Source organism: Paenibacillus sp. FSL H8-0175, assembly GCF_045040615.1.
GTDB lineage: Bacteria > Bacillota > Bacilli > Paenibacillales > Paenibacillaceae > Paenibacillus_AQ > Paenibacillus_AQ odorifer.
Window position 1 is genome coordinate 5,441,275 of record NZ_CP150299.1, and the last position, 23,707, is coordinate 5,464,981.

Annotated in this window: 20 protein-coding genes; 1 reads left to right on the forward strand and 19 read right to left on the reverse strand. The window is 44.8% G+C overall.

Annotation, left to right across the window (positions count from 1 at the left end; all coding sequences use genetic code 11):
• Positions 1–25: 25 nt before the first annotated feature.
• The 19 genes from murD to MHH46_RS24280 form a co-directional block, all read right to left on the reverse strand.
• The gene (gene murD / locus MHH46_RS24190) at positions 26–1,447 is read right to left on the reverse strand and encodes a UDP-N-acetylmuramoyl-L-alanine--D-glutamate ligase (RefSeq protein WP_076192061.1); all 1,422 of its coding nucleotides are present in this window, start codon (positions 1,445–1,447) and stop codon (positions 26–28) included.
• 3 nt (positions 1,448–1,450) lie between these two features.
• A complete protein-coding gene (gene mraY, locus MHH46_RS24195; RefSeq protein WP_036683653.1) occupies positions 1,451–2,416 on the reverse strand; it encodes a phospho-N-acetylmuramoyl-pentapeptide-transferase in 966 nt (321 codons plus the stop codon).
• Between the two features lie 21 nt (positions 2,417–2,437).
• On the reverse strand, positions 2,438–3,844 hold the full coding sequence (gene murF, locus MHH46_RS24200) for a UDP-N-acetylmuramoyl-tripeptide--D-alanyl-D-alanine ligase (protein WP_036683655.1): 1,407 nt from the start codon (positions 3,842–3,844) through the stop codon (positions 2,438–2,440).
• A complete protein-coding gene (locus MHH46_RS24205) occupies positions 3,841–5,328 on the reverse strand; it encodes a UDP-N-acetylmuramoyl-L-alanyl-D-glutamate--2,6-diaminopimelate ligase (protein WP_076192064.1) in 1,488 nt (495 codons plus the stop codon). Before MHH46_RS24205 ends, murF begins: the two co-directional genes overlap by 4 nt.
• A 55-nt stretch (positions 5,329–5,383) precedes the next feature.
• A complete protein-coding gene (locus MHH46_RS24210; protein ID WP_076136530.1) occupies positions 5,384–7,309 on the reverse strand; it encodes a stage V sporulation protein D in 1,926 nt (641 codons plus the stop codon).
• Positions 7,310–7,388: 79 nt separating this feature from the next.
• Entirely contained in the window at positions 7,389–9,623 is a 2,235-nt protein-coding gene (locus tag MHH46_RS24215) for a penicillin-binding transpeptidase domain-containing protein (protein WP_076192067.1), read from the reverse strand.
• A gap of 46 nt (positions 9,624–9,669) precedes the next feature.
• A complete protein-coding gene (locus MHH46_RS24220) occupies positions 9,670–10,062 on the reverse strand; it encodes a septum formation initiator family protein (RefSeq protein ID WP_036683668.1) in 393 nt (130 codons plus the stop codon).
• A 23-nt stretch (positions 10,063–10,085) separates the two neighbouring features.
• Entirely contained in the window at positions 10,086–11,039 is a 954-nt protein-coding gene (gene rsmH, locus MHH46_RS24225) for a 16S rRNA (cytosine(1402)-N(4))-methyltransferase RsmH (protein ID WP_036683671.1), read from the reverse strand.
• A 36-nt stretch (positions 11,040–11,075) separates the two neighbouring features.
• Positions 11,076–11,513, reverse strand: a complete 438-nt coding sequence (gene mraZ, locus MHH46_RS24230; protein WP_036683674.1) for a division/cell wall cluster transcriptional repressor MraZ — start codon at positions 11,511–11,513, stop codon at positions 11,076–11,078.
• Between the two features lie 263 nt (positions 11,514–11,776).
• Positions 11,777–13,048: an adenosylhomocysteinase gene (locus MHH46_RS24235; RefSeq protein WP_170914265.1), complete on the reverse strand. Its 1,272-nt coding sequence runs from the start codon at positions 13,046–13,048 to the stop codon at positions 11,777–11,779.
• 167 nt (positions 13,049–13,215) lie between these two features.
• The gene (gene bshC, locus MHH46_RS24240) at positions 13,216–14,847 is read right to left on the reverse strand and encodes a bacillithiol biosynthesis cysteine-adding enzyme BshC (protein ID WP_076129044.1); all 1,632 of its coding nucleotides are present in this window, start codon (positions 14,845–14,847) and stop codon (positions 13,216–13,218) included.
• Between the two features lie 230 nt (positions 14,848–15,077).
• Positions 15,078–15,998 (reverse strand): ABC transporter ATP-binding protein, encoded by a 921-nt coding sequence (locus MHH46_RS24245; protein WP_036683682.1) that lies wholly within the window; start codon positions 15,996–15,998, stop codon positions 15,078–15,080.
• Positions 15,995–16,990: an ABC transporter ATP-binding protein gene (locus MHH46_RS24250; RefSeq protein ID WP_036683686.1), complete on the reverse strand. Its 996-nt coding sequence runs from the start codon at positions 16,988–16,990 to the stop codon at positions 15,995–15,997. Before MHH46_RS24250 ends, MHH46_RS24245 begins: the two co-directional genes overlap by 4 nt.
• Before the next feature lie 11 nt (positions 16,991–17,001).
• Positions 17,002–17,937, reverse strand: coding sequence for an ABC transporter permease (locus MHH46_RS24255; RefSeq protein ID WP_036683689.1), 936 nt, complete (start codon positions 17,935–17,937; stop codon positions 17,002–17,004).
• A gap of 3 nt (positions 17,938–17,940) precedes the next feature.
• The gene (locus MHH46_RS24260; protein WP_036683691.1) at positions 17,941–18,873 is read right to left on the reverse strand and encodes an ABC transporter permease; all 933 of its coding nucleotides are present in this window, start codon (positions 18,871–18,873) and stop codon (positions 17,941–17,943) included.
• A 221-nt stretch (positions 18,874–19,094) separates the two neighbouring features.
• The gene (locus MHH46_RS24265) at positions 19,095–20,804 is read right to left on the reverse strand and encodes a peptide ABC transporter substrate-binding protein (RefSeq protein WP_076129042.1); all 1,710 of its coding nucleotides are present in this window, start codon (positions 20,802–20,804) and stop codon (positions 19,095–19,097) included.
• A gap of 150 nt (positions 20,805–20,954) precedes the next feature.
• On the reverse strand, positions 20,955–21,341 hold the full coding sequence (locus tag MHH46_RS24270; protein WP_076129040.1) for a DUF3397 domain-containing protein: 387 nt from the start codon (positions 21,339–21,341) through the stop codon (positions 20,955–20,957).
• A gap of 21 nt (positions 21,342–21,362) precedes the next feature.
• Positions 21,363–22,325 (reverse strand): ketopantoate reductase family protein, encoded by a 963-nt coding sequence (locus tag MHH46_RS24275; RefSeq protein ID WP_076192070.1) that lies wholly within the window; start codon positions 22,323–22,325, stop codon positions 21,363–21,365.
• Positions 22,326–22,432: 107 nt separating this feature from the next.
• The gene (locus tag MHH46_RS24280) at positions 22,433–23,083 is read right to left on the reverse strand and encodes an RsfA family transcriptional regulator (RefSeq protein ID WP_036683702.1); all 651 of its coding nucleotides are present in this window, start codon (positions 23,081–23,083) and stop codon (positions 22,433–22,435) included.
• Positions 23,084–23,428: 345 nt separating this feature from the next.
• Between MHH46_RS24280 and MHH46_RS24285 the strand changes: the two genes are divergently transcribed.
• The gene (locus MHH46_RS24285) at positions 23,429–23,665 is read left to right on the forward strand and encodes a DUF2626 family protein (protein WP_036683705.1); all 237 of its coding nucleotides are present in this window, start codon (positions 23,429–23,431) and stop codon (positions 23,663–23,665) included.
• Positions 23,666–23,707: the final 42 nt, after the last annotated feature.

Genomic DNA, 23,707 nt, shown 5'->3' on the forward strand with positions numbered 1-23,707 from the left:
AGTAGGGGCTTATCCACCCCCCTACTTAAAGGTTATGCACCGCCTCTTTAAAAATACACCCGCGCTCTTCATAGGATGTAAACATATCCCAACTAGCACATGCAGGAGACAGGAGAACGATATCTCCTTCTTCCGCCAGAGCGGAAGCTTCCCGCACAGCTGCTTGCAGCACGGCGGCGGCGCTCTCCCCATTATCGACGGAGATAATCTGCTTTAATCCTGCAAGCTGTGCTACATTTATTAGCTTGTCCTTGGTTTGTCCTAACGCCACCAAAGCTTTGACGCGTCCGCTCAGGACAGGCAGCAGCTCCATATAATCGGAGCCACGGTCTAATCCGCCAGCGATCAATACCACCGGCCGCTGAAACGATGTCAAAGCCGTAATTGTCGCTTTGGAGTTCGTTGCTTTGGAATTGTTATAATAAGCGGCTCCAGCCTTATCAGCTACATACTCCAGGCGGTGCTCCACACCGCGAAAAGAAGAAAGCACTTCGCTTAATAGAGAGGGGGCAGCTCCAGCGGCAATAGCAATACCACAGGCAGCCAGCGCATTCCCCACATTAAAGCGACCCGGTAGGGCGATGGAATCCACATCCGCGATTATCGTTTCCTTGTCCGCAGATTCGCGATAGATAATGTGGCGCTTCAGCTCATCATCTTGCCCCGTAATGTAGGACGGGCTAACAAATACTCCATGAGGCAGCTCCTCAAACAAGGAAAATGGAAGAATCGAAGCCTTTATATAGGGTACAAGTTCCCGGCAGACAGGATCATCCCAGTTCAGCACTGCTGTATCCGTAGCTAATTGATTAGCGAACAGCTTGGTTTTGGAATCCACATAATCTTTCATGCTTCCATGATAATCCAGATGGGTCTCTGCAATATTCAGCAGACAGCCTATCTTAGGCTGGAAGGTCTCCGTACCTTTAAGTTGAAAGCTGCTAAGCTCAACTACCATCCAGTTATCCTCGGTAGCCTCTTGTGCAGCCTGACAGAGAGGCGTACCAATGTTGCCCGCAACTATAGGGTTCATTCCCGCAGCTTCCAGCATATGGCCTACCCAGGTCGTCGTTGTCGTCTTACCATTGGAACCCGTGATCCCGATCATCGGCGCTGCACAAAGTCGATATGCCACCTCTACCTCTGTGACCACTTCAATTCCAAGCTCAATTGCCTTTTGTACAGGAGGCGCAGAATAAGGAATGCCTGGATTCTTGATTACCAGACTTACACCTTCATGAATAAGACCTTCCGGATGCCCACCGCATATAACACAAATTCCCAAAGATTCCAATTCGGAAGCTTCGGGACTTTGATCTCTTTCCTTTTTATCGTTCACCGTAACTACAGCGCCGCGTTCATGCAGCACTTTAGCCACCTGGACACCGCTTTTAGCAAGCCCAAGAACCACAACTTCTTCACCACGATACTTATCTGGATGTTTCATTCTCTACAACCCCTTGCTAATAAATAGTCCCACAGCAGCCAACACCAAGCTAACCGCCCAGAACGAAATTACCACACGCCACTCCGACCAGCCACCAAGCTCAAAATGATGGTGAATCGGGCTCATTCTGAATACACGTTTGCCACGGGTTTTAAATGAAACGACTTGAATCACAACGGACAACATTTCAATTACAAAAACACCGCCAATGATGAGAAACAGCAGCTCACTCTTCGTGACAATAGCAATAGCACCTATCGCGCCACCAATACCAAACGAACCCGTATCCCCCATAAATACTTTAGCAGGGTGGGCATTAAACACAAGAAAGCCAAGTACAGCACCAATCATGGCCGCAGCACATACACCTGCCGCAATAGACGTAGCCTGCATTGCCACCACTGCGTATGCGGCCAAAGCAATGGCACTAACCCCGGACAACAGTCCATCGACTCCATCTGTAAAGTTAACGGCATTCGTCACTGCCATCATCATAATAATGATGAATGGATAATAGAACCAGCCACCCCAATCAAAGCTGAAATCAGTACCTGGTACGCTGATACTTGTACTGTGTCCGGCATAAATCAGAAGACCGCACATCAGAGCACCAACCAGCAGCTGTCCAAATAACTTTTGACGTGCTGTGAGCCCTAAGGAACGCTTAAATACAATTTTGATATAGTCATCCAAAAACCCGATCAATCCAAAACCAAGCGTAGCTACGAGCAGTACGTAAAAATCTGTATTCACCACAGAAAATTTCAGATAAGACAAGGTAAAAGCTACGATAATCACGATACCGCCCATAGTCGGCGTTCCCGCTTTCTTCAAATGGGTTTGCGGTCCGTCATCTCGCACCTGCTGTCCGAATTTCATCCTGCGCAGAAGCGGAATGAAGAGCGGAGCGGCAATGACCGCAAGGATAAAGGAAACAGCAATAGTCAATAACAATAGTTGATAATCCATGGGTACACCCCCTCCAATGATTTAGGTCTGTTGAATATCTTTATTTAGGCTCTGAAGCACTTCCTCGAGCTTCATCCCTCTTGATCCTTTAAATAGAACAATATCCTTAGCACTGCATTTCTCTAGAAGGACAGCGGTTAGTTCCGCTTTATCTGTAAAAGCTTTTACGCGCTCTTTGCCGAATTTCTCTTCTGCTGCTTTGGCAATATGAACGGATAATGGTCCGTAAGTACATACAAAATCAGTTAAGGAAGGGTCAAGGTAGTAGCCTATTTCTTGATGAAATTCTACTTCCTCCGGCCCAAGTTCCAGCATGTCCCCGAGCACAGCGATTTTATTGCCACTGCATTTCATAGATTGCAGGACATCTATAGCCGCCTTCATAGAAGTAGGGCTGGCATTATAAGCATCGTTTAAAAGCGTAAGTCCGGAGGAAGTCCGAATCACTTCAATCCGCATGCCCGTCAACTTGAGCTTGCTGAGACCGTCCTTCATATTCTGCTCCGTAACCCCAAAATGACGAGCAACCGCTAGTGCAGCCAGAGCGTTAACAACGTTATGCTGACCTGGCAGCGGTAATGTAAAAGCATGTTCCTTATGACGGCTTGACGTGAACGTCATGCCACCAGTATGGGACATCATCCCTGTTGGATAATCATCATTATCCTCATTTAGACCAAATCGGAAGGTTCTCATCCCTTCTGGAGCCTTAAAAGTGGACTCTTGCATTACCTCAGTCAGCAGCGGTTCGTCACCATTATAAATCAGCAATCCCCCCGGCTTCAGCCCTTCAGCAATCTCCAGCTTGGCGCGGGCTATTTCTTTACGTGACCCCAGCTGCAGTAAATGCGACTCGCCTACATTAGTAATTACCGCTACGTCTGGTTCAGCCAAAGAAGCCAGCAGAGCAATTTCTCCCCGCGAGCTCATCCCCATTTCAAGTACAGCGATCTCTGTATCCTCAGCCATGGATAAAATAGTAAGCGGAAGACCGATATGATTATTGAAATTCCCTGCTGTCTTATGCACTTTGAACTGCACTTCAAGCAGAGACATAATGATATCTTTTGTTGTTGTTTTCCCGTTGCTGCCCGTAACAGCGACAACCTGTGGAGCCACTTCCTTCAGATAAGCAGCGGACAACTTCTGAAGAGCCTCTAGTGTATCTTCAACAATAATAACTCCGCCACCTTCAGGAACCGGTCCTTTATCGCGTTGCCACAAGGTTGCACCCGCACCAGCAGCCAGTGCTGCGGCAGCATAGTGGTGACCATCGAATTTGTCTCCAGATAGAGGCACAAACAGGCAGCCGGGTGTGATCTTACGGGAGTCGGTAACGACTCCCGTAAGGGTTGTATTCATAGCTTCGACAGCAGCAGGTTCCCCTGCGCACATGGCAGCAATATTTTCAAGCGTTCTTGTAATCAATAGTTTCGGCCCCTTATAACTTCTTTAGCGACGATGCGGTCATCGAAATCATGAACCACTCCGCCAATCAGTTGATAGGTCTCATGACCTTTCCCCGCAATCAATACTACATCGCCAGGGCTTGCCATTTCAATAGCCTTCCCGATAGCTTCTCGGCGATCAACAATCATATGATACCGGTCAGAGGTGACTCCATCCTCTATTAGTCCTGCTTCTATATCCTTCAAGATTAGTTGAGGGTCCTCCGTCCGGGGGTTGTCAGAAGTTACGAATACCATGTCGCTATATCGTGCAGCGATCTTCCCCATTAATGGACGTTTCGTCCGGTCTCTGTCACCGCCACAGCCAAATACTGTAAGCACTTTGCCGGTAGCAAATTCGCAGACCGTTTTTAATACATTCTCTAGCCCGTCTGGTGTATGTGCGTAGTCAACGATAACAGCAAATTCTTGACCTTCATCCACTGACTCCACCCGTCCAGCTACACCATCGATTGCCTCAAGACTAGTCTTGATATCAGCCAGAGAGACATCTTCCAATAAAGCAGCTGTAATCGCCGCGAGTGCATTGTAGACATTGAACTTACCAACCATACGGAGCGAAATGTCCGTCTTCCCCTTAAACGTATCTACATGGAAAAAAGTTCCTTTTGCGGTGATCGATATTTGCGAAGCTCGGACATTAGCGTTGTTATCAATGCCATATGTAATCACTTCCGCCGCAGTTTGGGCTGCAAAATATTGACTGGCTTCATCATCCGCGTTCAACACCGCATATTTGCGTTCTTCCTTCCACGGAGAGATCACATTTCCCAATCTGGAGAAAAAGAGCCCTTTAACCGCCCGATACTCCTCCATTGTATGATGATAATCCAGATGATCTTGGGTTAAGTTCGTAAAAATTGCCGTACGGAAGTCCGCACCCTTCACACGTCCTTGCTGAAGTGCGTGAGAGGATACTTCCATTACGCAACATTCCACACCTTTGGAAGCCATATCATGAAGGGAACGCTGCAGATCTAGCGATTCTGGAGTTGTGCCTGACATAGGGTAGCTTTTGCCGTCATAGCGCATTTGAATCGTTCCAATCAGACCTGTCTTCATATTCTGATCCTGCATAATCCGCTCAATGAGATAAGTCGTTGTTGTTTTGCCGTTTGTGCCCGTCACTCCGATCATTCTCATCCGGCTGCTAGGTGAGCCAAAGAAAGCATTCGACATGACAGACATCGCAAACCGGCAGTCATCCACAACAATCTGCGGGATATCAAGCTCCAGCTTGTGCTCACATACAATAGCCGCCGCTCCGGAGGCTACTGCTTGCGGCGCATATTTGTGCCCGTCCACGGTGTGGCCAGGCAAACAAATGAATAGATCTCCCGGGCCTACACGGCGGGAATCCGTCTGAAGATCAGTAATCTCCACATCTCCATCCCCGTATAGTTGCGAAGTAGCAAGACAAGCAGATAATTCGTTAACTTTCATAGTAATCCCTCACTCTACATTTTCGGATACGAGCTGAAACCTTATACCTTAATCATTATTCACTAGATGCTCCCATATAAATCCTGATGGTTGAGCCCTGTTCTACTCTGGCCCCAGCCTTAGGAGCTTGATTGATGACCGTATTTCCTGTGCCTGAACGTGCAAGATTAAAATTCATATTTAAATCCTCATAGATATCCTGCACCGTTGCTCCGGTAAGATCAGGTACGGTCACTATCGGAGTTTCGCCATACTTATAAGTTTTGGGAAGCTGATCACTGCGCTCCGGAATCTTCATATAGTGCAGCGAGTCTTCCAAAATATTTTGCACGATTGGAGCTGCAACCACACCCCCAAATTGAATCCCTTTCGGATTATCCACGGCAGTGTACACAACGATCTGAGGATCATCCGCTGGTGCAAAGCCAATAAAAGAAACAATGTGCTCTGTTGGAGAATAACGTCCATTTACAACCTTCTGTGCAGTACCCGTCTTGCCACCTACACGATAGCCGTCAATAAAAGCCGGCCGTCCTGTGCCTTTGGCAACCACGCTCTCAAGTGCTGCCCGCACCTTCTTGGATGTTTCCTCCGAAATGACCTGCCGCACAAGCTCTGGCTTCACCTCTGATACAGTCTCTCCAGTAACCGGGTTAACCCATGCTTTTGTTACATGAGGTTTATAGAGATTACCGCCGTTGATAGCCGCGGATACCGCAGCAATCTGCTGAATAGGCGTAACCGAAACCCCTTGACCAAAGGCTGTAGTCGAAAGCTCTACCGGACCTACTTGATTAAGCTTGAACAGAATACCATTAGCTTCCCCATTCAGATCAATTCCCGTTTTGCTGCCAAAACCAAAATCACGAATATATTTGAAAAGTGATTCTTTTCCCAGCCGTTGCCCTAAGGCGACAAACCCAGGGTTACAGGAGTTCTCAACTACCTGTAGAAAGGTTTGACTACCATGACCGCCCTTTTTCCAGCAGCGCAGCTTTGCGCCCGCCACCTCGATAAACCCCGGATCATAGAAATGATCGTTCTGAAGATCTACTTTACCTTCCTGCAGCGCAGCAGCCAGAGTGATGATTTTGAACGTTGAACCAGGTTCATAGGTCATCCAGATAGGCAGATTCCGGTTGTAAATCTGCGCATCATATTCCTTGTATGATGCTGGTTCATACCCCGGTCTGCTAGCCATGGCTAGTATCTCACCATTCTTCGGATTCATAGCTATAGCCCAAGCACCCTGCGCCTGATATTTTACCATAGCCTGATCAAGCTCACGTTCCATAATGGACTGGATCTGTTTATCAATCGTCAGCTCCAGATTAAGTCCGTCTTGAGGGGCAGAATATTTCTCAGATGAGCCAGGCATAAGTCTTCCGCCCGCATCAGACAAATAAGAAATATTGCCGGCTATACCTTTGAGCAGATTGTCATATATACTCTCTACTCCTGTAATACCCTGGTTATCTATACCTGTGAAGCCTAGAATATGCGCGGCTAAATCGCCGTAAGGGTAATACCTTTTGCTATCCTCAGCGACAACGATGCCCGGCAGCTGCAAATCACGGATGCTCGCGGCAAGATCCATCGTAATTTTGCGGCCGCCGGGCTGAAGTTTCACCGACATTTCTTTTTTGGACAGCAATGTCATCAGCTTCTCCTCAGTCATCCCAAGCAGTGGAGCTAATTGCTGTGCTGTCTTTTGCTTCTCTTTTACCTGCACCGGTACTGCATACACTGTAGGTGTGGTGATATTAGAAACGAGCGGCACACCTTCACGATCCATAATTTCACCACGTTTAGCGGTAAAAGGAATATTGCGGCGCAAGGAATCTTCTACCTTCGCAGTCAATTCCTCGCCTTGAGATAATTGCACATACGCAAGACGCACGACCAGCGAACCGAATAACACTGCCAGTCCCAGCAATGTCCACAGCATTCTCCGCCGTGTTACGACTTTGGAAACCTTCATTCCGTTCTCCCCCACTTTCAACAATAGACATGAGCTCTTATCTTCATGACTATTCGGGACAAACAGGGGTTAGAACAAGCTATGTTCCGCTCTCGGAATCTGTCCCCTCATCAGCAGGCGGGGCCACGGGAATATCTTCGCCATAATCATTTAATGGCTTCATTTTCAAAGTGACCAAGGTCTTGCCATTTTGCGTGCCTACAATCTGTTCTGAGACGTAACCTTCACCGTCTACCGCAATCTCTACTTTTAGTAGAGTTAGAATTTCAAGTGCATCACGCAGGGATTCCCCTTTTAAATCTGGAATGGTAGGCTGAGCCCCCTGTGGACTTAATAAATAGATCCGTTGCCCTGTAGCAAGCTTCGTACCTGCCTCAGGATATTGACTCTCTACAGTAGATCCTTCACCGACCACTACATAATCGAAGCCTTGATCCAAAAGTGCTTCTCTTGCTTCCTTCATCGTCTTGTCTGTTAGATCTGGTGTAGTCCGAAGTGCGACTGTTTCAGTCTTAGCCGGCTTTTTGCTGCTGCTATCACTAGCCTCAGACGCCAGCTTAGGTACTCCCATGTATTGCAGAGACTGGGATACAATCTCTTTAAATACTGGAGCAGCTGCCTTACCGCCGCCAACCTCAACGTTCGGTTCGTCAATAATGACAATAACAGCGATCTTTGGATCATCAACAGGAGCATAACCAATAAAGGAGACAAGTACTTTGGATTTCACATAATCCTTTCCTTCAACCTTGATAGCCGTTCCTGTCTTACCTGCCACACGATAGCCGTCAATATAAGCGTTGCGGCCTGTTCCTTTTACTTGGTCAGCAACAACCTGCTCCAAATATTCACCCGTTTTCTTGGCGCTTTCCTCATCAATCACCTGACGCACTACACTAGGCTGAGTAACCTTTGTCTCACCAGTGTTAGGGTTTGTGACCTCCTTAACTACATACGGAGTCATCAACTTCCCCCCATTAGCGATAGCAGATACGGCAACGAGCTGCTGAAGTGGGGTTACTAGCACTTTTCCGTGTCCATATGCGAGTGTCGCAATTTCTATAGGACGTCCAACATTAGGGTTAACGACTCCGCTTGCTTCTCCTGGCAGATCGATTCCCGTTTTCTCATTGAAGCCAAAATCATTGATATACTGTAATAGTTTGTCCTGTCCGAGCATTTCATATAGCTTAACGAATAGAACGTTACTAGAACGTTTCACACCTTCAAGAAAACTGATTTGCCCCCATCCAGCATGATTAATATCATGCAGGGCCTTACTATATCCCTTTATCCGGATGGACCCGGACAAAAATGTCGCAACAGGATCAAAAAGCTTCTCTTCTACTGCGGCGGCAAGCGTTACAATTTTGAAGGTGGAACCAGGCTCATAAGTAGATTTAATAGCATGATTATAGAATCCTGCCCCTTCAGCCCCGGTCTTCCAAAATTCATTTGGATTATAGGTAGGCATATTGGCTAATCCCAAAATCTCCATCGTGTTCGGATCAGCAGCAATGACACTCATACTTTTTGGCTTATATTGCGCATACGCCTTTTGCATGGCCTCTTCTATATAATGCTGGATCGTACTATCGATTGTAAGCTTGAAATTACTTCCATTTACTACTGGCTTATAGGTATCTTGTGAATCCGGCAATTTTACCCCTTGACCGTCACTTTGATAAAGCAGCTTGCCATCGGCACCCTTAAGCTCCGTATCAAAGTATTTTTCCAGTCCCATGATAGCATTGCCGTCCCTATCTGTATAACCTAAGATATGTGCAGCTAATTCATCTTTTGGATAATATCGTTTCTGCTCTCTAACAAGCCCAATACCGGTCTCTTGAATTTTATGTTCTTTACCTAGGGCTACATAAAATTCTTTCACCTTATCGGCAAGCTCCTGATCAATCTTCCAGCCTTCATTACGAATTTCCCGGTTCTTGAGGTAAGCACCCGTCTTTTCGTCCTTGGCTTCAACCAGCTTACGCAGCTCATCCTCTGGTTTGCCGAGCAATTCGTGTAATCCTGTGATTACCTCTTCCCCGATGCCTTGTTGTTGAATCACTTCAGGATTCACCACCACGGTATAAGCAGGGACATCGCTAGCGAGCACACTCCCGTTACGGTCAGAAATCGTACCTCGCTCCGCTTTGATAGTTGAGGTATGCGCCCAAAGCGTGGCGGCCTTTTCCTGCCATTCCTCACCTTGCATAACTTGAATCCAGAACACTCTAACGATCAAAACAAGAAAAAAGAGGGTAATACACCCTCCTATAAACAGCGTGCGAAGTTTTATTCTTTTCAGCATAAGCGAACCTCACAACTTTTTTTATTGCGATCTTGCCAATCGCTCACTAATTATCACCCGGAGTCGTTGCCGAGCTTGCCGGAATATAGATTGTTGCATTCTCATCCGGGGACACATAACCAAGATCCCGTGCTTTTTGGGCGACTTTCTGCTCTAGATTCTGCTTTTCCATCTGATACGTAGAAATCTGCTTCTTGGCTGTTGCAATATCCTGATCTAATTTCTGAGCCTGCAAGTTCAAATCATAAATTTGGACGTAACGTGAAATCAGGGTGATCGCCACCAGAACGCATACTCCTAGCGTCAGCATATACAAAAGTTTCTCTTGCAGCGGAAGTACTCTTCGTCTGGTAACTACTTTTGTCTTCTCGCGGTAAAGGGGGTTTACCTCTTCTTTTCTTTTGGGCTGAACTGCTAAATTGCCGCGGGTATAGGCCATCTCTGACTCTCCTTTATCGTCAATTACAATTTTTCTGCAATGCGCAGCTTAGCTGAGCGGGCTCGGGTATTAAGCTCAAGCTCTTCTTCAGAAGGCACAAGCGGTTTACGATTGATTAACTTAAGCGTGCCTTTCGCGCCGCATACGCAAAACGGAAAGTCAGGCGGGCATGTACATCTGCTTAAATAGCTGCTAAAAATTTGCTTGCAAATTCGGTCTTCGAGCGAATGAAAGGTGATGACGGATACTCTGCCTCCTGGTGCAAGGCAACGTACTGCACTATGTAGCCCTTCTTCAAAAGCACCCAATTCGTCATTCACAGCAATCCTTAATCCTTGAAAGCTACGTTTAGCGGGATGCCCTCCTGTTCTTCGAGCAGCTGCCGGGATACCTTCCTTGATCAGTTCTGCTAATTCTCCTGTTGTCTCAATAGGAGCTTCTTCTCTTCTGTCTACAATTTTTCTAGCGATTCTCCGCGAGAATTTCTCTTCTCCATATTGGAAAAGAACACGGGCAATCTCCTGCTCGGACCATGTATTCACAATTTCAGCAGCGGTCAAAAGTGCTGACTGATCCATGCGCATGTCCAGCGGAGCATCATGATTGTAACTAAAGCCTCGTTCCCCTTCGTCAAACTGGGGAGAGGATACGCCAAGATCAAAGAGCACTCCATCTACTTGGGGAATACCATCTGTTTGTGGCACAAAGGGCACATCCTTAAGTACACTCTCCAGATCACGGAAGTTAGTCTTAATCGTCACAACCTTGTCTCCGTATTCCGCTAATCTTTCTTTTGCGTTCTCCAAAGCCCAATCATCTTGATCCAAACAGATTAAACGGCCTTCGCCGCTAAGCTTTGAAGCGATAAGTGAGCTGTGACCCGCTCCACCGAGAGTGCAATCTACATAGATTCCGTCTTTTTTGATGTGCAGCCCTTCTGTCGCTTCTTCCTTAAGCACCGTGATGTGGTGAAACAAGCTGCATCCCTCCAGGACAGTATTCGTTATTGTGTTTTATAGATCAAAATTGAAATCCACCAATTTCTCAGCGATTTCGTTGAACGATTCCTCGGACTGTTCGAAGTACTGTTCCCAAAGCTCTTTGTTCCAGATTTCCACCCGGTTCGAAACGCCCAGAATGACACAGTCTTTGTCCAGTTTGGCATACTGCCGTAAATTGGCCGGCAGATTTACCCTTCCCTGCTTATCCCAAACACATTCAGTTGCACCTGAGAAAAAAAAGCGGCTAAATGCGCGGGCATCTGATTTCATCAGCGAAAGGCTTTTAAGCTTTTGTTCCATGATTGCCCATTCTTCCATGGGATAAACAAACAGGCAGGAGTCTAGGCCGCGGGTCGTCACGAAGGAGGTTCCGAGCAATTCACGGAGTTTAGCCGGAATAATGATTCGGCCTTTGTCGTCAATGCTGTGTTGATACTCTCCCATGAACATCCTTTTTCCCACCCCTAATCCCCGAATCCCCACTTTACCCCACTTTTCACCACTTAAGCATAATAGATTCGCCATTAAAAATCAAAAACCTTTTTCTGGCCAAGGAAATTTTTCCTAAATCAGATAGCTCGTTTCCCGAAAAACATTTCTCCACAGAAAAAAGCCATACAATCGGAATCTTGTCCGTTGCATGGCTTTGTTAAAAAAGTTGCTTCAGTTCAAGGTACACTGGTTAATACACTTTATTGTTATGCGTTCGGTTATTAATCGTTCAAATTCCAGCTGTCCAAATAATCCACTTGTGCCGGAGTGAGGCTATCGATGTTAATGCCCAGACTTTCCAGCTTATAACGTGCTACTTGCTCATCCAGCTCATAAGGAACATTTTCAACTTTTACGCCAATGCTCTTATAATTATCATTTACATATTTCAGCGACAGTGCCTGGAGTGCAAAGGTTGTATCCATAATTTCAGCAGGGTGACCATCAGCAGCACCCAGATTTACAAGTCTGCCTTCAGCAAGCAGATATAATTTACGTCCGTCACGAAGCTGGTACTCTTCGATATTTTTGCGAACGGTACGTTGGGATACGGATCTTTCCGACAGCTCAGGCTTATTCACTTCAACGTCGAAATGGCCCGCGTTGCACATGATTGCTCCATCCTTCATCACATCATAATGTTCACCGCGAATTACATAACGGTTACCAGTTACTGTAACGAAGAAATCACCAACCTTAGCTGCTTCCAGCATTGGCATTACTTCAAAACCGTCCATATGTGCTTCAACGGCTTTAATCGCATCAACTTCTGTGACAACTACTTTTGCTCCAAGTCCTTTGGCGCGCATGGCAACACCTTTACCACACCAGCCGTAACCGACAACAACTACTGTTTTGCCCGCTACGATAAGGTTGGTTGTGCGAATAATTCCATCCCATGCCGATTGACCAGTGCCATAACGGTTATCAAACAAATATTTGCAGTAGGCATCATTAACCGCGACCATTGGGAACTTCAATACGCCTTGCTTTTGCAGAGCTTTTAAACGAATAATCCCGGTAGTTGTTTCTTCAGCACCCCCGCGAATATTCTCCATCAGATCAGGACGCTCCGAATGCAGCAATGTAGCAAAATCCCCACCGTCATCAATAATCAAGTCCGGTTTGCTCTCCAGTGCTTTGATATTAAGGGCTTTAAATTCTTCAGGAGATGGATTGTATTTAGCAAATACTGTGATTCCATCCTCCACAAGCGCTGCACATACATCATCCTGTGTAGATAGTGGATTCGAACCTGTAATGGTTACATCTGCACCACCAGCTTTGACAACCTTCGCCAAATAAGCGGTTTTAGCTTCCAAATGCAATGTGATCGATACTTTCAGACCTTTAAATGGCTGTTCTGCTTCAAACTGCTCACGAATACGGTTCAGTACCGGCATATGCTGGCGAACCCAGTCGATTTTCAAATGCCCTTCCGGTGCGAGTGACATATCAGCCACGATACTATTTTGTTTAGATGAACTCATTATGAAACCTCCTAAAAGTTTTATGGAGCTATACTTCTATGATCCACTTCGCAATAAAACTTGCTCCGTAAGCATACGCTTTGTTTTGTGAGCGTTACTACATTGAATCTGCTTCGTACAAAACTCACTTCGTAAGCAAAAGCTTAGTTTTGTGGAAAGCGATACTTCCATTACATATAAATGATGCGATGTGTTCCACTGTAATCCGGTTCAACCGTCATTAACTCATCCAGCCAAGCAAGCCCGTACCGGTTCAAGTAATACATGATATTGTACACTCTTTCCTGCAGTTTACCCAGTGGCATTAACGACAGCTCGATTCGCTCCCATTGCCGGATTGCAGCTTCGTTCTGTTTTGCCATTGCATCTTGGGCTTTCGCCTGTAAAAAAGTAATTTGATCTAGAATCTTCTCTTTATTGTTATTCCCCAGCTTAAGCAGACCGGCCTGAACCGTTCCAAGCTGCTCAATCAGCGGTTCGTACATGGCGGCGAATGAGGTCTTGGTTTCTTCAAAACGACGTTCAATCCCCAGCTCATCCTGTGCGGCCAGCCATTCATGTCTTTTATGATCCAGTCCTTGTCTTACATCCTCAAAGCTAAGTTGATATTTATCCATATGCTTGTGCAGCGTACCTTCTACGACAGTAAAAGACATTCTAGGGATAATTAACGGCATTTCTCCCCCAATGGTCTCAAACGCACGACGCGGAATGGCCCAGTAAGCAATCTCACCTTGACCCAGCACCGTTGCCAGAACAGGCAACACATAATCCTGCATAAGTGGACGTGTCAGCACATTATTGCTAAAGCGTTCCGGATGTGCCTGCACCTCCTCAAGTAATTCATCACGGGAAAAGGATACCTGACCCTTGCGATCCGTAAAGATTCCGTCCTTCTTGTGAAGCAGAAGCCGTGTACCTTCATGAATATAAAAGAGGTTGGCATTGCCAGCTGTAACATCAGCCTGAAGCTCATATCCGGCGCCCACAATATCAGAAGCAGAATTCATATACGCTGTTTCCAGTGCATCATTCTGCATAATTAGCGAAGTGAAAAATGGCTGTTCTAACTTACGTAAGTTGGGATCAGCAGAATCAAGCAGAATTAGACCAAATTTACCAAATAATGAACCCATCAGCTTGGCAAATGCATCTGTCATACTATCTGCTCTAAAAGAAGAAGTGCGAATGAATTCCATAATCTGCGGCTTAAAGTCGCTTTCCTGAAGCAGACCGTCTAACTGTTCCACTACCTGCTGCCAGCTTTCCTCTTCTACACGAATATCACTTACTGAGGAGCGTTTCTCTTCTGACTTTTCTATCTTAATCTTAGTAATCTCCTGCGTACGATTCAGTACATACGTATGATTCACTTCATCCCAGTCATGATCTTCACCTGCAATCCAGAATAAAGGAACTACCGGTCGGCCGAGTTGTTCAGCTGCTTCTTTTGCCGCCATAATAGTAGTTGCAGCTTTATATACCACTAACAGGGGTCCAGTAAATAGTCCGCTTTGCTGCCCACCTGTCACCACTAATGTCCCCGGCTGCTCTAAGAGAGCCAGCGAAGCCATCACCGCATCATGCGAGTTATGCTTTTCATTATATTGACGTAGACACTCAGCAATCTGAGTCCGGTCGGCACGAAGGCTTTCTCTGCCGTCTAGCCACTCTGCCCTTCTACTTCTACTTTCTTTATTGCGGAAATCCCCACCGTACAAATGACTAACCTTTTCAAAATGATCTATATAGTCGCGCGAGAGTGCAGATCCACCCTTGAGCGGTTCCGTTACAATATTCATTTGCTAGTGCCTCCAGTTCTACTAAGCAGTTATATGTAAATCCAAGTTCGTAAAAACTCTCTATGATTGTATCCAAAGTCAGGAGCCGCGTCAAAGTAAAACATGTCTTGATATCAGCAACACAGGTACAGCCAACTGTTCAATTATACTATAAATTCATTAAATAATATCCTAAATACATACAAGAGGCGAGAGCATAATGCTCCCGCCTTTGAAAACCTAAGTATAAATTATGCGAATTTTTTGCTGACAAAGTGGCCTTTAGATACTTCTACTAATTCAAAGTCACTGTCATTGGTCTTATCGTTAGCAGAATAAATAGGGCTGCCAAGCTCATCATGCAAGTGAATACGTTTTTTGTTGACTTCAATTTCCGGATCCGGAACTGGAATAGCCGACAATAGGGATTTAGTATAAGGGTGGATAGGATTTGCATACAGCTCTTCACTTTCCGCCAACTCAACCATTTTACCCAAGTACATAACTGCTACGCGATCACTGATATGTTTAACCATGGACAGATCATGCGCGATGAAAAGATAAGTCAATCCAAGACGATCTTGCAATTCTTTAAGCAAGTTAACGACCTGAGCTTGAATGGATACGTCAAGTGCGGAAATCGGCTCATCACAAACGATGAACTTAGGATTAACCGCTAACGAACGGGCAATCCCGATACGTTGACGTTGTCCACCGGAGAATTCATGCGGATAACGGGTTGCATGGTCATGGTTAAGACCAACCATATCCAGCAGTTCTTCAATCCGTTTCTTACGTTCTGCACGGCTGCCAGCCATTCCGTGAATGTCCAGTGCCTCGCCGATGATATCAGAAACCGTAAACCGCGGGTTAAGCGATGCGTACGGATCTTGGAAAATCATTTGCATGTCGCGGCGCATAGCCTTCATTTGATTTCCAGGCAATTTATAAATGTCTGTACCATTATATTTCACACTTCCAGCAGTAGGCTCATACAAGCGAAGAATCGTACGTCCAGCAGTAGTCTTACCACAACCGGACTCACCTACCATCCCAAGTGTCTCGCCCTCACGGATCGTGAAGTTAATATTATCAACAGCCTTAAGAACCTTACCTTTACCTACATTAAAATATTTCTTAAGACCTTCTACCTCTATTAGGTTCTTACTCAAGAGTACTGCACCTCCTTGGCCATCGAATGCAGATTCCAGCAACGCGCCATATGCGTTTCGCTGAATTCTGTGGCGCCGGGATCGATTTGTTCGCACACATGCATCGCTTCATTACAACGAGCAGTGAACGGACAGCCGATCGGCGGCTTGATCAGATCTGGCGGTGTGCCGATGATCGGAATAAGCGGCTCGCCTTTCTTTTGGTCCAGACGCGGCATTGAGCGCAGCAGACCTTTGGTGTATGGATGTTGTGGATTTTTAAAGATTTCCCATCTTGTTCCGGTCTCCACAACCTCACCTGCATACATTACAATCACCCGATCACACATGCCAGCAACTACGCCCAGATCATGTGTAATCAGAATAATGGAGGTACCTAGTTTTTGCTGCATCTCTCTCATAACTTCCATGATCTGCGCCTGAATGGTTACATCTAGAGCTGTTGTAGGCTCATCTGCTATCAGCAAAGCCGGACGGCAAGCTAACGCGATTGCGATCATTACACGCTGGCGCATACCGCCTGAGAATTCGTGGGGATATTGGTTAAAGCGAGCCTCCGCATTTTTGATGCCTACTAATTTCAACATCTCCATACCTTGCTTTTTCGCTTCGGCCGCTGACATTTTCTGATGTTTAATCAAAACTTCAGTGATCTGTTTGCCCACTTTGATGGTTGGGTTCAGAGAAGTCATCGGGTCTTGAAAAATCATGCCAATATCTTTACCGCGAATAGATTCCATTTCTTTCATGCTTTTGTCTAGCAGATTCTGTCCTTGAAAAATAATCTCTCCCTTTTTCACTTTAGAAGGTGGGGAAGGGATCAAACGCATAATCGATTGAGCAGTTACACTCTTACCGCTGCCGGACTCGCCGACGATGGCAACCGTTTCGCCTTTGCCAATTTCAAAATTCATACCACGGACAGCTTGTACTTCTCCGCCCTTAACAAAAAAGGAAATATGCAAATCTTTGACTTGTAAAATAGGTTCCATCCATATTCCTCCTATTTCTTCAGCTTAGGATCAAGCGCGTCACGAAGACCATCACCGAAAATGTTGAAAGAAAGCATTGTTAAGCTGATTAGGATCGCAGGGAACAAGAAGCGCCATGGATAGTACAACCAGCCGGTGAGTGAGTCATTGATCATCGATCCAAGTGAAGCAACAGGAGCTTGTACACCAAGACCCAAGAAGCTTAGGAAGGCCTCAGCAAAGATAGCATTTGGTACAGACAGTGTAATGGTTACGATAATCGGACCAACCGCATTCGGCAGAAGGTGCTTGAACAACAGTCTCGCAGAACCAGCACCCATGGAACGGGACGCCAATACGAATTCACGATTCTTGAGCTGCATAATTTCTCCACGCACAATCCACGACATCGTAATCCAGCCTGTAATGGTTAGAGCTAGGATGATTGTTCCAAGACTTGGCTCAAGAACGACCAAGAGCAAGATTACAACCAGCAAATAAGGAATAGAATACAAAATTTCAGAGAATTTATTCATAATATTATCTACACGGCCGCCGAAGAAGCCCATAATGCCTCCGTAGATAACACCGATGAACAAGTCGATGGCTGCCGCAGCAAGACCAACGATCAAGGAAATCCGTGCACCGTACCAAGTACGAACAAAGATATCACGACCAAGATCATCCGTTCCAAACCAGTGATCGGAGGAAGGGGGCTTATTGGTGCTCATCAAATCATTAGAATAATAGTTATATTTCGAGATAAAAGGTGCAAAAATCGCTGCAAGTACAATCAAACCCAGGATACCGAGCGCAGTCATCGCCATTTTATTTTGACGCAACCGTTGCCAAGAGTCTTTCCAAGCAGAGAGACTCTCACGCTGGATAACTTCGGCTTCTTTTTCATCTACACCGACTTTTTGAAAATCTTCCGGTTTTAGATTTAGCAAGTTATTTTCAGTAGCCACTATTTAGCCCTCCTTTCCTCCACTTAATTTCATACGTGGGTCAATTAATACATAAGCAATATCCGTAATAAAGCGGGCAACCATGAGTAATACACCATAGAAAATGGTTATCCCCATAATAACGGTATAGTCACGGACACCAATCGCTTCCACGAACTGTTTACCAATACCCCCAACACCAAAGATCTGCTCGATAACAACCGAACCAGTTACGATGTTAGCTGTCATTGGACCCATATAAGTAACAACAGGTAGAATTCCGTTACGAAGTACATGGCGGCTCAGAATAGCCATCCAGCTCAATCCCTTTGCTTTAGCCGTTTTGATATAATCCGCATTCAAAACTTCAAGCATACTTGAACGGGTCAAGCGGGCGATAAAGGCGATCGGCTGTGCCGAGAGCGCGGCCACGGGTAAGAAATAATAGATTGGCCCTTTAAAACCTGAAACCGGTACCCAACCCAGTTTGAAAGCAAATACATACTGCAGTAATGACGCGACTACAAAGCTCGGAACCGCAATCCCCAGAACTGCCAGCACCATAGCTGCGCTGTCAATAAACTTTCTGTGATAGAGTGCCGCCAACATGCCGAGAAATACTCCGACAATAACCGCCACAACGATTGCGACGAGTCCCAGCTTCAGCGACGCTGAAAAGGTTTGACTGATCAAATGTGATACATCTTGATTTAGGCGTTTCATTGAGACACCTAGGTCACCTTGGATAATATCACCTAAATACTTAAAATACTGATGAGAGAGCGGCTTGTCCAGACCATATTGTTCCATCAGACGTGCTTTAATTTCTGGCGGTACCTTCTTTTCAGAAGTAAACGGATCCCCCGGAATAGCTTTCATCAAGAAAAAGGTAGCTGAAATCAATACAAATAGAGAAACCAACATATAGAAAAACTTATTTGCGACATAACGAACCATCCCCATCACACCTCCTCCGACAATTTTTGATACACATAATAATGATTTTATGAAAAAAACGGATTTTTGTCTATTTTCTATATATGTTATTAATAACATTAATTAACAAATAGACAGGAATACAAAAAAAAGGGATATATATGGAATTCCACATATATATCCCGAAGTATTCTGCAACTTCAGTCAACTAACTATTCTGTTGTAATTACTAAAGCAATATCTTAGTGCTCAAGCAAGTATCCGCGAGTCAAGTCAATTGCACCACTAAAGTCAAGAGTAACACCTTTAAGGTACTCTTTAGTCAGGGAGTTGTTAGTGTAGTAGTACAAAGGAATCAGAACCATATCTTGCTCAATGAGCAATTTCTCAGCTGCAGCAAACTTTTCTTGACGTACTGCCAAGTCAGTGCTTGTTTTAGCTTCGCTGATCAATTTGTCATACTCAGGGTTAGCGTAACCAGTATCATTGTTACCGCCACCTGTTACCCACATATCAAGGAAAGTCATTGGATCATTGTAATCCGCAGTCCAACCAGCACGAGCAACTTGGTAGTTCAGGTTTTGACGGTTTTCAATAAATACAGCCCACTCTTGGTTAACGGTTTGTACGTCGATACCAAGATTGTTTTTCCACATATCAGCAATCGCCAAAGCGATTTTCTTGTGACCTTCACTTGTGTTGTAAGTCAGGGAGAATGTAGGCAGTTTATCCATACCTTCTTCTTTCAGACCTTCAGCAAGCAATGTTTTAGCTTGTTCTAGATCTTCAGTGAAGTAGCTATCTTTAACTGCTGTACGGTATTCACCATCAGCACCAGCGATACCCGGAGGTACATAACCGTATGCTGGGAATTGTCCACCTTGTACTACATTGTCAATCAAAGCTTGACGGTTAATGGACATTGCAAGAGCCTTACGGATTTTAGCGTTTGTGAAAGGTTTTTCAGTGATATTGAATTCGTAGTAGTATACGGAAGCAATACCTTTACGGCTGAATTCGTTAGGAAGTTCTTTTTGCACGATTGGAATTTGTTCTGATGGAATTTCACCAGTTGGTCCACCGGCACGATCGTATTCACCGTTCTTGTAGCTGAGCAGCTCAGTTGCACCGCTGTTTACAAGGGAGAAGTCGATTTTGTTAAGTTTAATGGAATCTTTATCCCAATATTTATCGTTTTTAGTTACAACAAGTGTTTGACCTGTAGTCCACTCTGTAAGAGTGAAAGCACCGTTAACGATCATAGTATCTTTGCTTGTTGCCCATTTAGGATTACTCTCAATGGATTTGTGTACAGGGTAATAAGTGTAGAAGGAAAGCAATCCAAGGAAGTAAGGAGTTGGGGCTTCAAGAGTAACTTCAAGAGTTTTCTCATCAACCGCTTTGACACCTACTTGACTGAAATCGGTAATTTCCTTGTTGTAGAACTTTTGAGCATTTTTGATGTAGTACAATTGATAAGCGTAAGGTGCAGCGGATGCAGCAGCAGGATCGAGCACGCGTTTCCAAGCGCGAACGAAGTCTTCTGTTGTTACAGGATCGCCATTACTCCATTGTGAATCACGGAGTTTGAAAGTATATACCAGACCGTCAGCGGAAACTTCCCAGCTTTCAGCAACACCTGGTTCAGCTTGACCAGATTCAGCATTCATGCGAGTCAGACCTTCGTACATTGTTGTCAGGACAGTGTGAGCTTGGCTATCTTGAGCCAATCCTGGGTCAAATGTTGGAGGCTCAGAACTAAGGTTAATTCTCAATGTTTGGTCAGCAGCCAATTTTTCTTCTGTAGCTGCATTACCAGTTGCCGTGTTACCAGTGTTAGCATTGTTACCTTTATTGCCGCTGTTTGCATTGTTTCCGCCGCAGCCAGCAAGCACTGTGCCGATAACAAGTACTAATGCAATCATTAGCAATAGACTTTTACTCTTCTTCATCTAGCAGTTCCCCCTAAATAGAATGTGGTATATGGTTTATGATTATACAACCAGTGGTCAAAAAAATCTAGTGCAATGTTTTCAGAAAATATTTTTTTTTTAAAACTTTAAACTTTTGTGACGTTGACGCTTCACCGAAGCAGTGGAACGTTACATCGCTTGTGATATGTAGGTAATTAGCCCAACAAACATAAATAATAAATATCCGAAGCTCATAAAAAAGAACGAAAGTCTCCAAACTGCCCGAAATAACCGCTTCCCATCTACCTTTCCTTTCATCCGATTTTGAGCTCCGCCAATCAGTCCAGCGGATATTAATACAATAATTAGTATAAGGTAAAACCCAAAACCGGAATTAAAGATGTTATTAAACAATGCGGAGACCGATAATAATAAAAAAAATGTGGTCACGTCCATAGCGAGCATAAAAGTTTTCTTTTTATCTTTTTTTAAGCCCTTTCCAATGAAAAAAACAATCAAAAACGGCACAATCGGAATAACGCTTAAAGTAATAACCGAATCCATCAGCAGTCCCATAGCTTCACCTCTCCCCAGAGATCATACCCCAATACCTTCTACTAATTGGCAGAGCCAGCGATTTAATGGTGCCGACACTCCAGATCGTTCTGCCATTTCTACAAGACTTCCATTGATCCAACGAATTTCTGTGGTTCTTGAAGCAAGTACATCTGCCAGCATAGATGAAATATTGCCAGACGTTAACCGGCACACCTGAAGGATGTTATCCCAAGCATCCTTATCATAAGTAATTTCACAGAAATCATACACCATTATTGCTTCTTCAAAAACTTCCTTCATTAATTGGAGGCGTTGCTCTGAAGACAACAGCTCCCCATTTGGAATACGCCAAATCGCCGTGAGTGGATTTATAACGGCATTGATCAAGAGCTTCCGGTAAATCATGGTATCCACTTCATTCGACAAAAAGGCTGCGAATCCTGCCATTATGAGAACTTCTATTAAATTATTCGCTTTTAAATCATTATGTATGCTATGAGCTTGTCCATCCCCTAAGCTCCATTTTCCTATCCACACCTCCCCTGCTCCTGCATGAATGACTTCAGTTAATGATTTGCGCTTCGCAGCCTCCGTAGTCACAGCTACATATAAATTGGCGTTTGGCAACATGCCTCCTAACATCTCCATATGTCCTGTACCATTCTGAAAACAAATCATATGTACTTGCTCTTCCTTAAGTAGGGATAGAAATTCAGGCAAATCATTATGTAGAGTATTCTGTTTAACCGTCACCACGATCCAATCACTCGGCTCTTCTAGATAAGCACCAGCGAACTCCCCTATTGGCGCGGATACAAACTGATCTTCCGAAATTGTTATCGGCTCGCGTTCATCCTCGTAGGTAACCGTTAAGCCATCACGCCCTAATCGTTGGCATTGTTCTACCCCTCGGCACCACAGTCTCACATCATTCCCGGTTTGGATCAGTCTCCCTGCCAGCAGCAGCCCGAGTGAACCTGCACCAATTATATCAATTTTCATATAACCCTCCTGCTGATCTTAAGCACAATTTTTCTAAGTATACCAAAAACCCCGCAAGTGGTGCTTAAAAAGCAGACCACTTGCGGGATTGTTAGTTAACCTATCGTTTATTCAATGCGTTCTAAATTTCCGTTACCATCCATTTTGAAACGAGTCTTCATTTCTTCTTCTTCTTCATTTAAGAAAGCAAGCCTGCGAGCACGATCCATAATCTGAATTAAAGCTTTGTAATCATCGTTGACTACCCGGTAGTCGCTTTGAGCAAGATTAACCTCTTTAGACAACCGTTCATTCTCAGATCGTAATTCTGTTAATTCATCTTCCTTCTCGCGCAGGTCTCTTTCCAGCATTTTCAGCTGACGTCCTGCTTCCTGGATCGTACCCTTCCATTGTCTTAAGAAACGAATGACCGCATCAATGGATAATGTGTTTTCACTTAATCCCTCACCGCGCCCAAATTCCTCATCGACATCACCCAGAATGAGACCAGCTACTTGCGCTCCTCTTACTGACGGCTGCTTTTTCAGGTAGCTACGCTTTTGACGTTGCCCTTTAGCAATACCGATTGCACCTTCATAACTTTTCCGAACACAACTGTTCCAGCGGAATCCGCAAGCGGCCGAAGTTCTGCCGATTTTTTCACCCACCTCTTCAAAAGCGGCAAGCTGTGTGCTGCCCTCCCGAATGTGTCGCAAAGTTACTTCTGCCAATATTAGATCATCTTCTGCACTCCAAGCGTCCTGTCTAACGGCTGTCATAAAGCCAAACCTCCTAACAACGTCATGAAATAACCATCTCCATAACCGGCAGTTCTGCCGGGTAGTGAATAGGGATAAAAGCTGCTTACTCCATTTCTATGCTTCTCATAGAGTTCATAGAATCTATTTGATACTAATTTGTATTTCCATTATCTGCGTACATCATACGCATAAAACTATAAATTCTCTTTTTTAAAGCACTAATCACTCAGGTCAATTATAAAAATCACATTTTTTGAAGATTAGTGCATTTTTTTCAATGAATTCGTTTACACATAATTATGTTGAGGGTATAATAAATCGAAGGAATATTCGTGAGATACATACTGGAAGGGGGACTCTCTCTTGGACCGCATGTTTCGGGTATTAGGTTTTTTCACATTAGCTATTGGATTGATGGCTTTCGCCGGAGGTCTAACAGAAATGGCCTTGCTTTTCTTTTTACAAACTGCATTTTTCGTAATACTTGGCTATATGAAATTTACTGAAAAAACTTATGTTCTTCTCTTCTGGGCATACATGATTCTGACTTTCACCGGATTTAGTTATTGGACGATCTTTCAAATGGGTCTTCCACTATAAATTGCAGTACTCTTTTGGAGCGGATGAGGTCCTTATCTTATA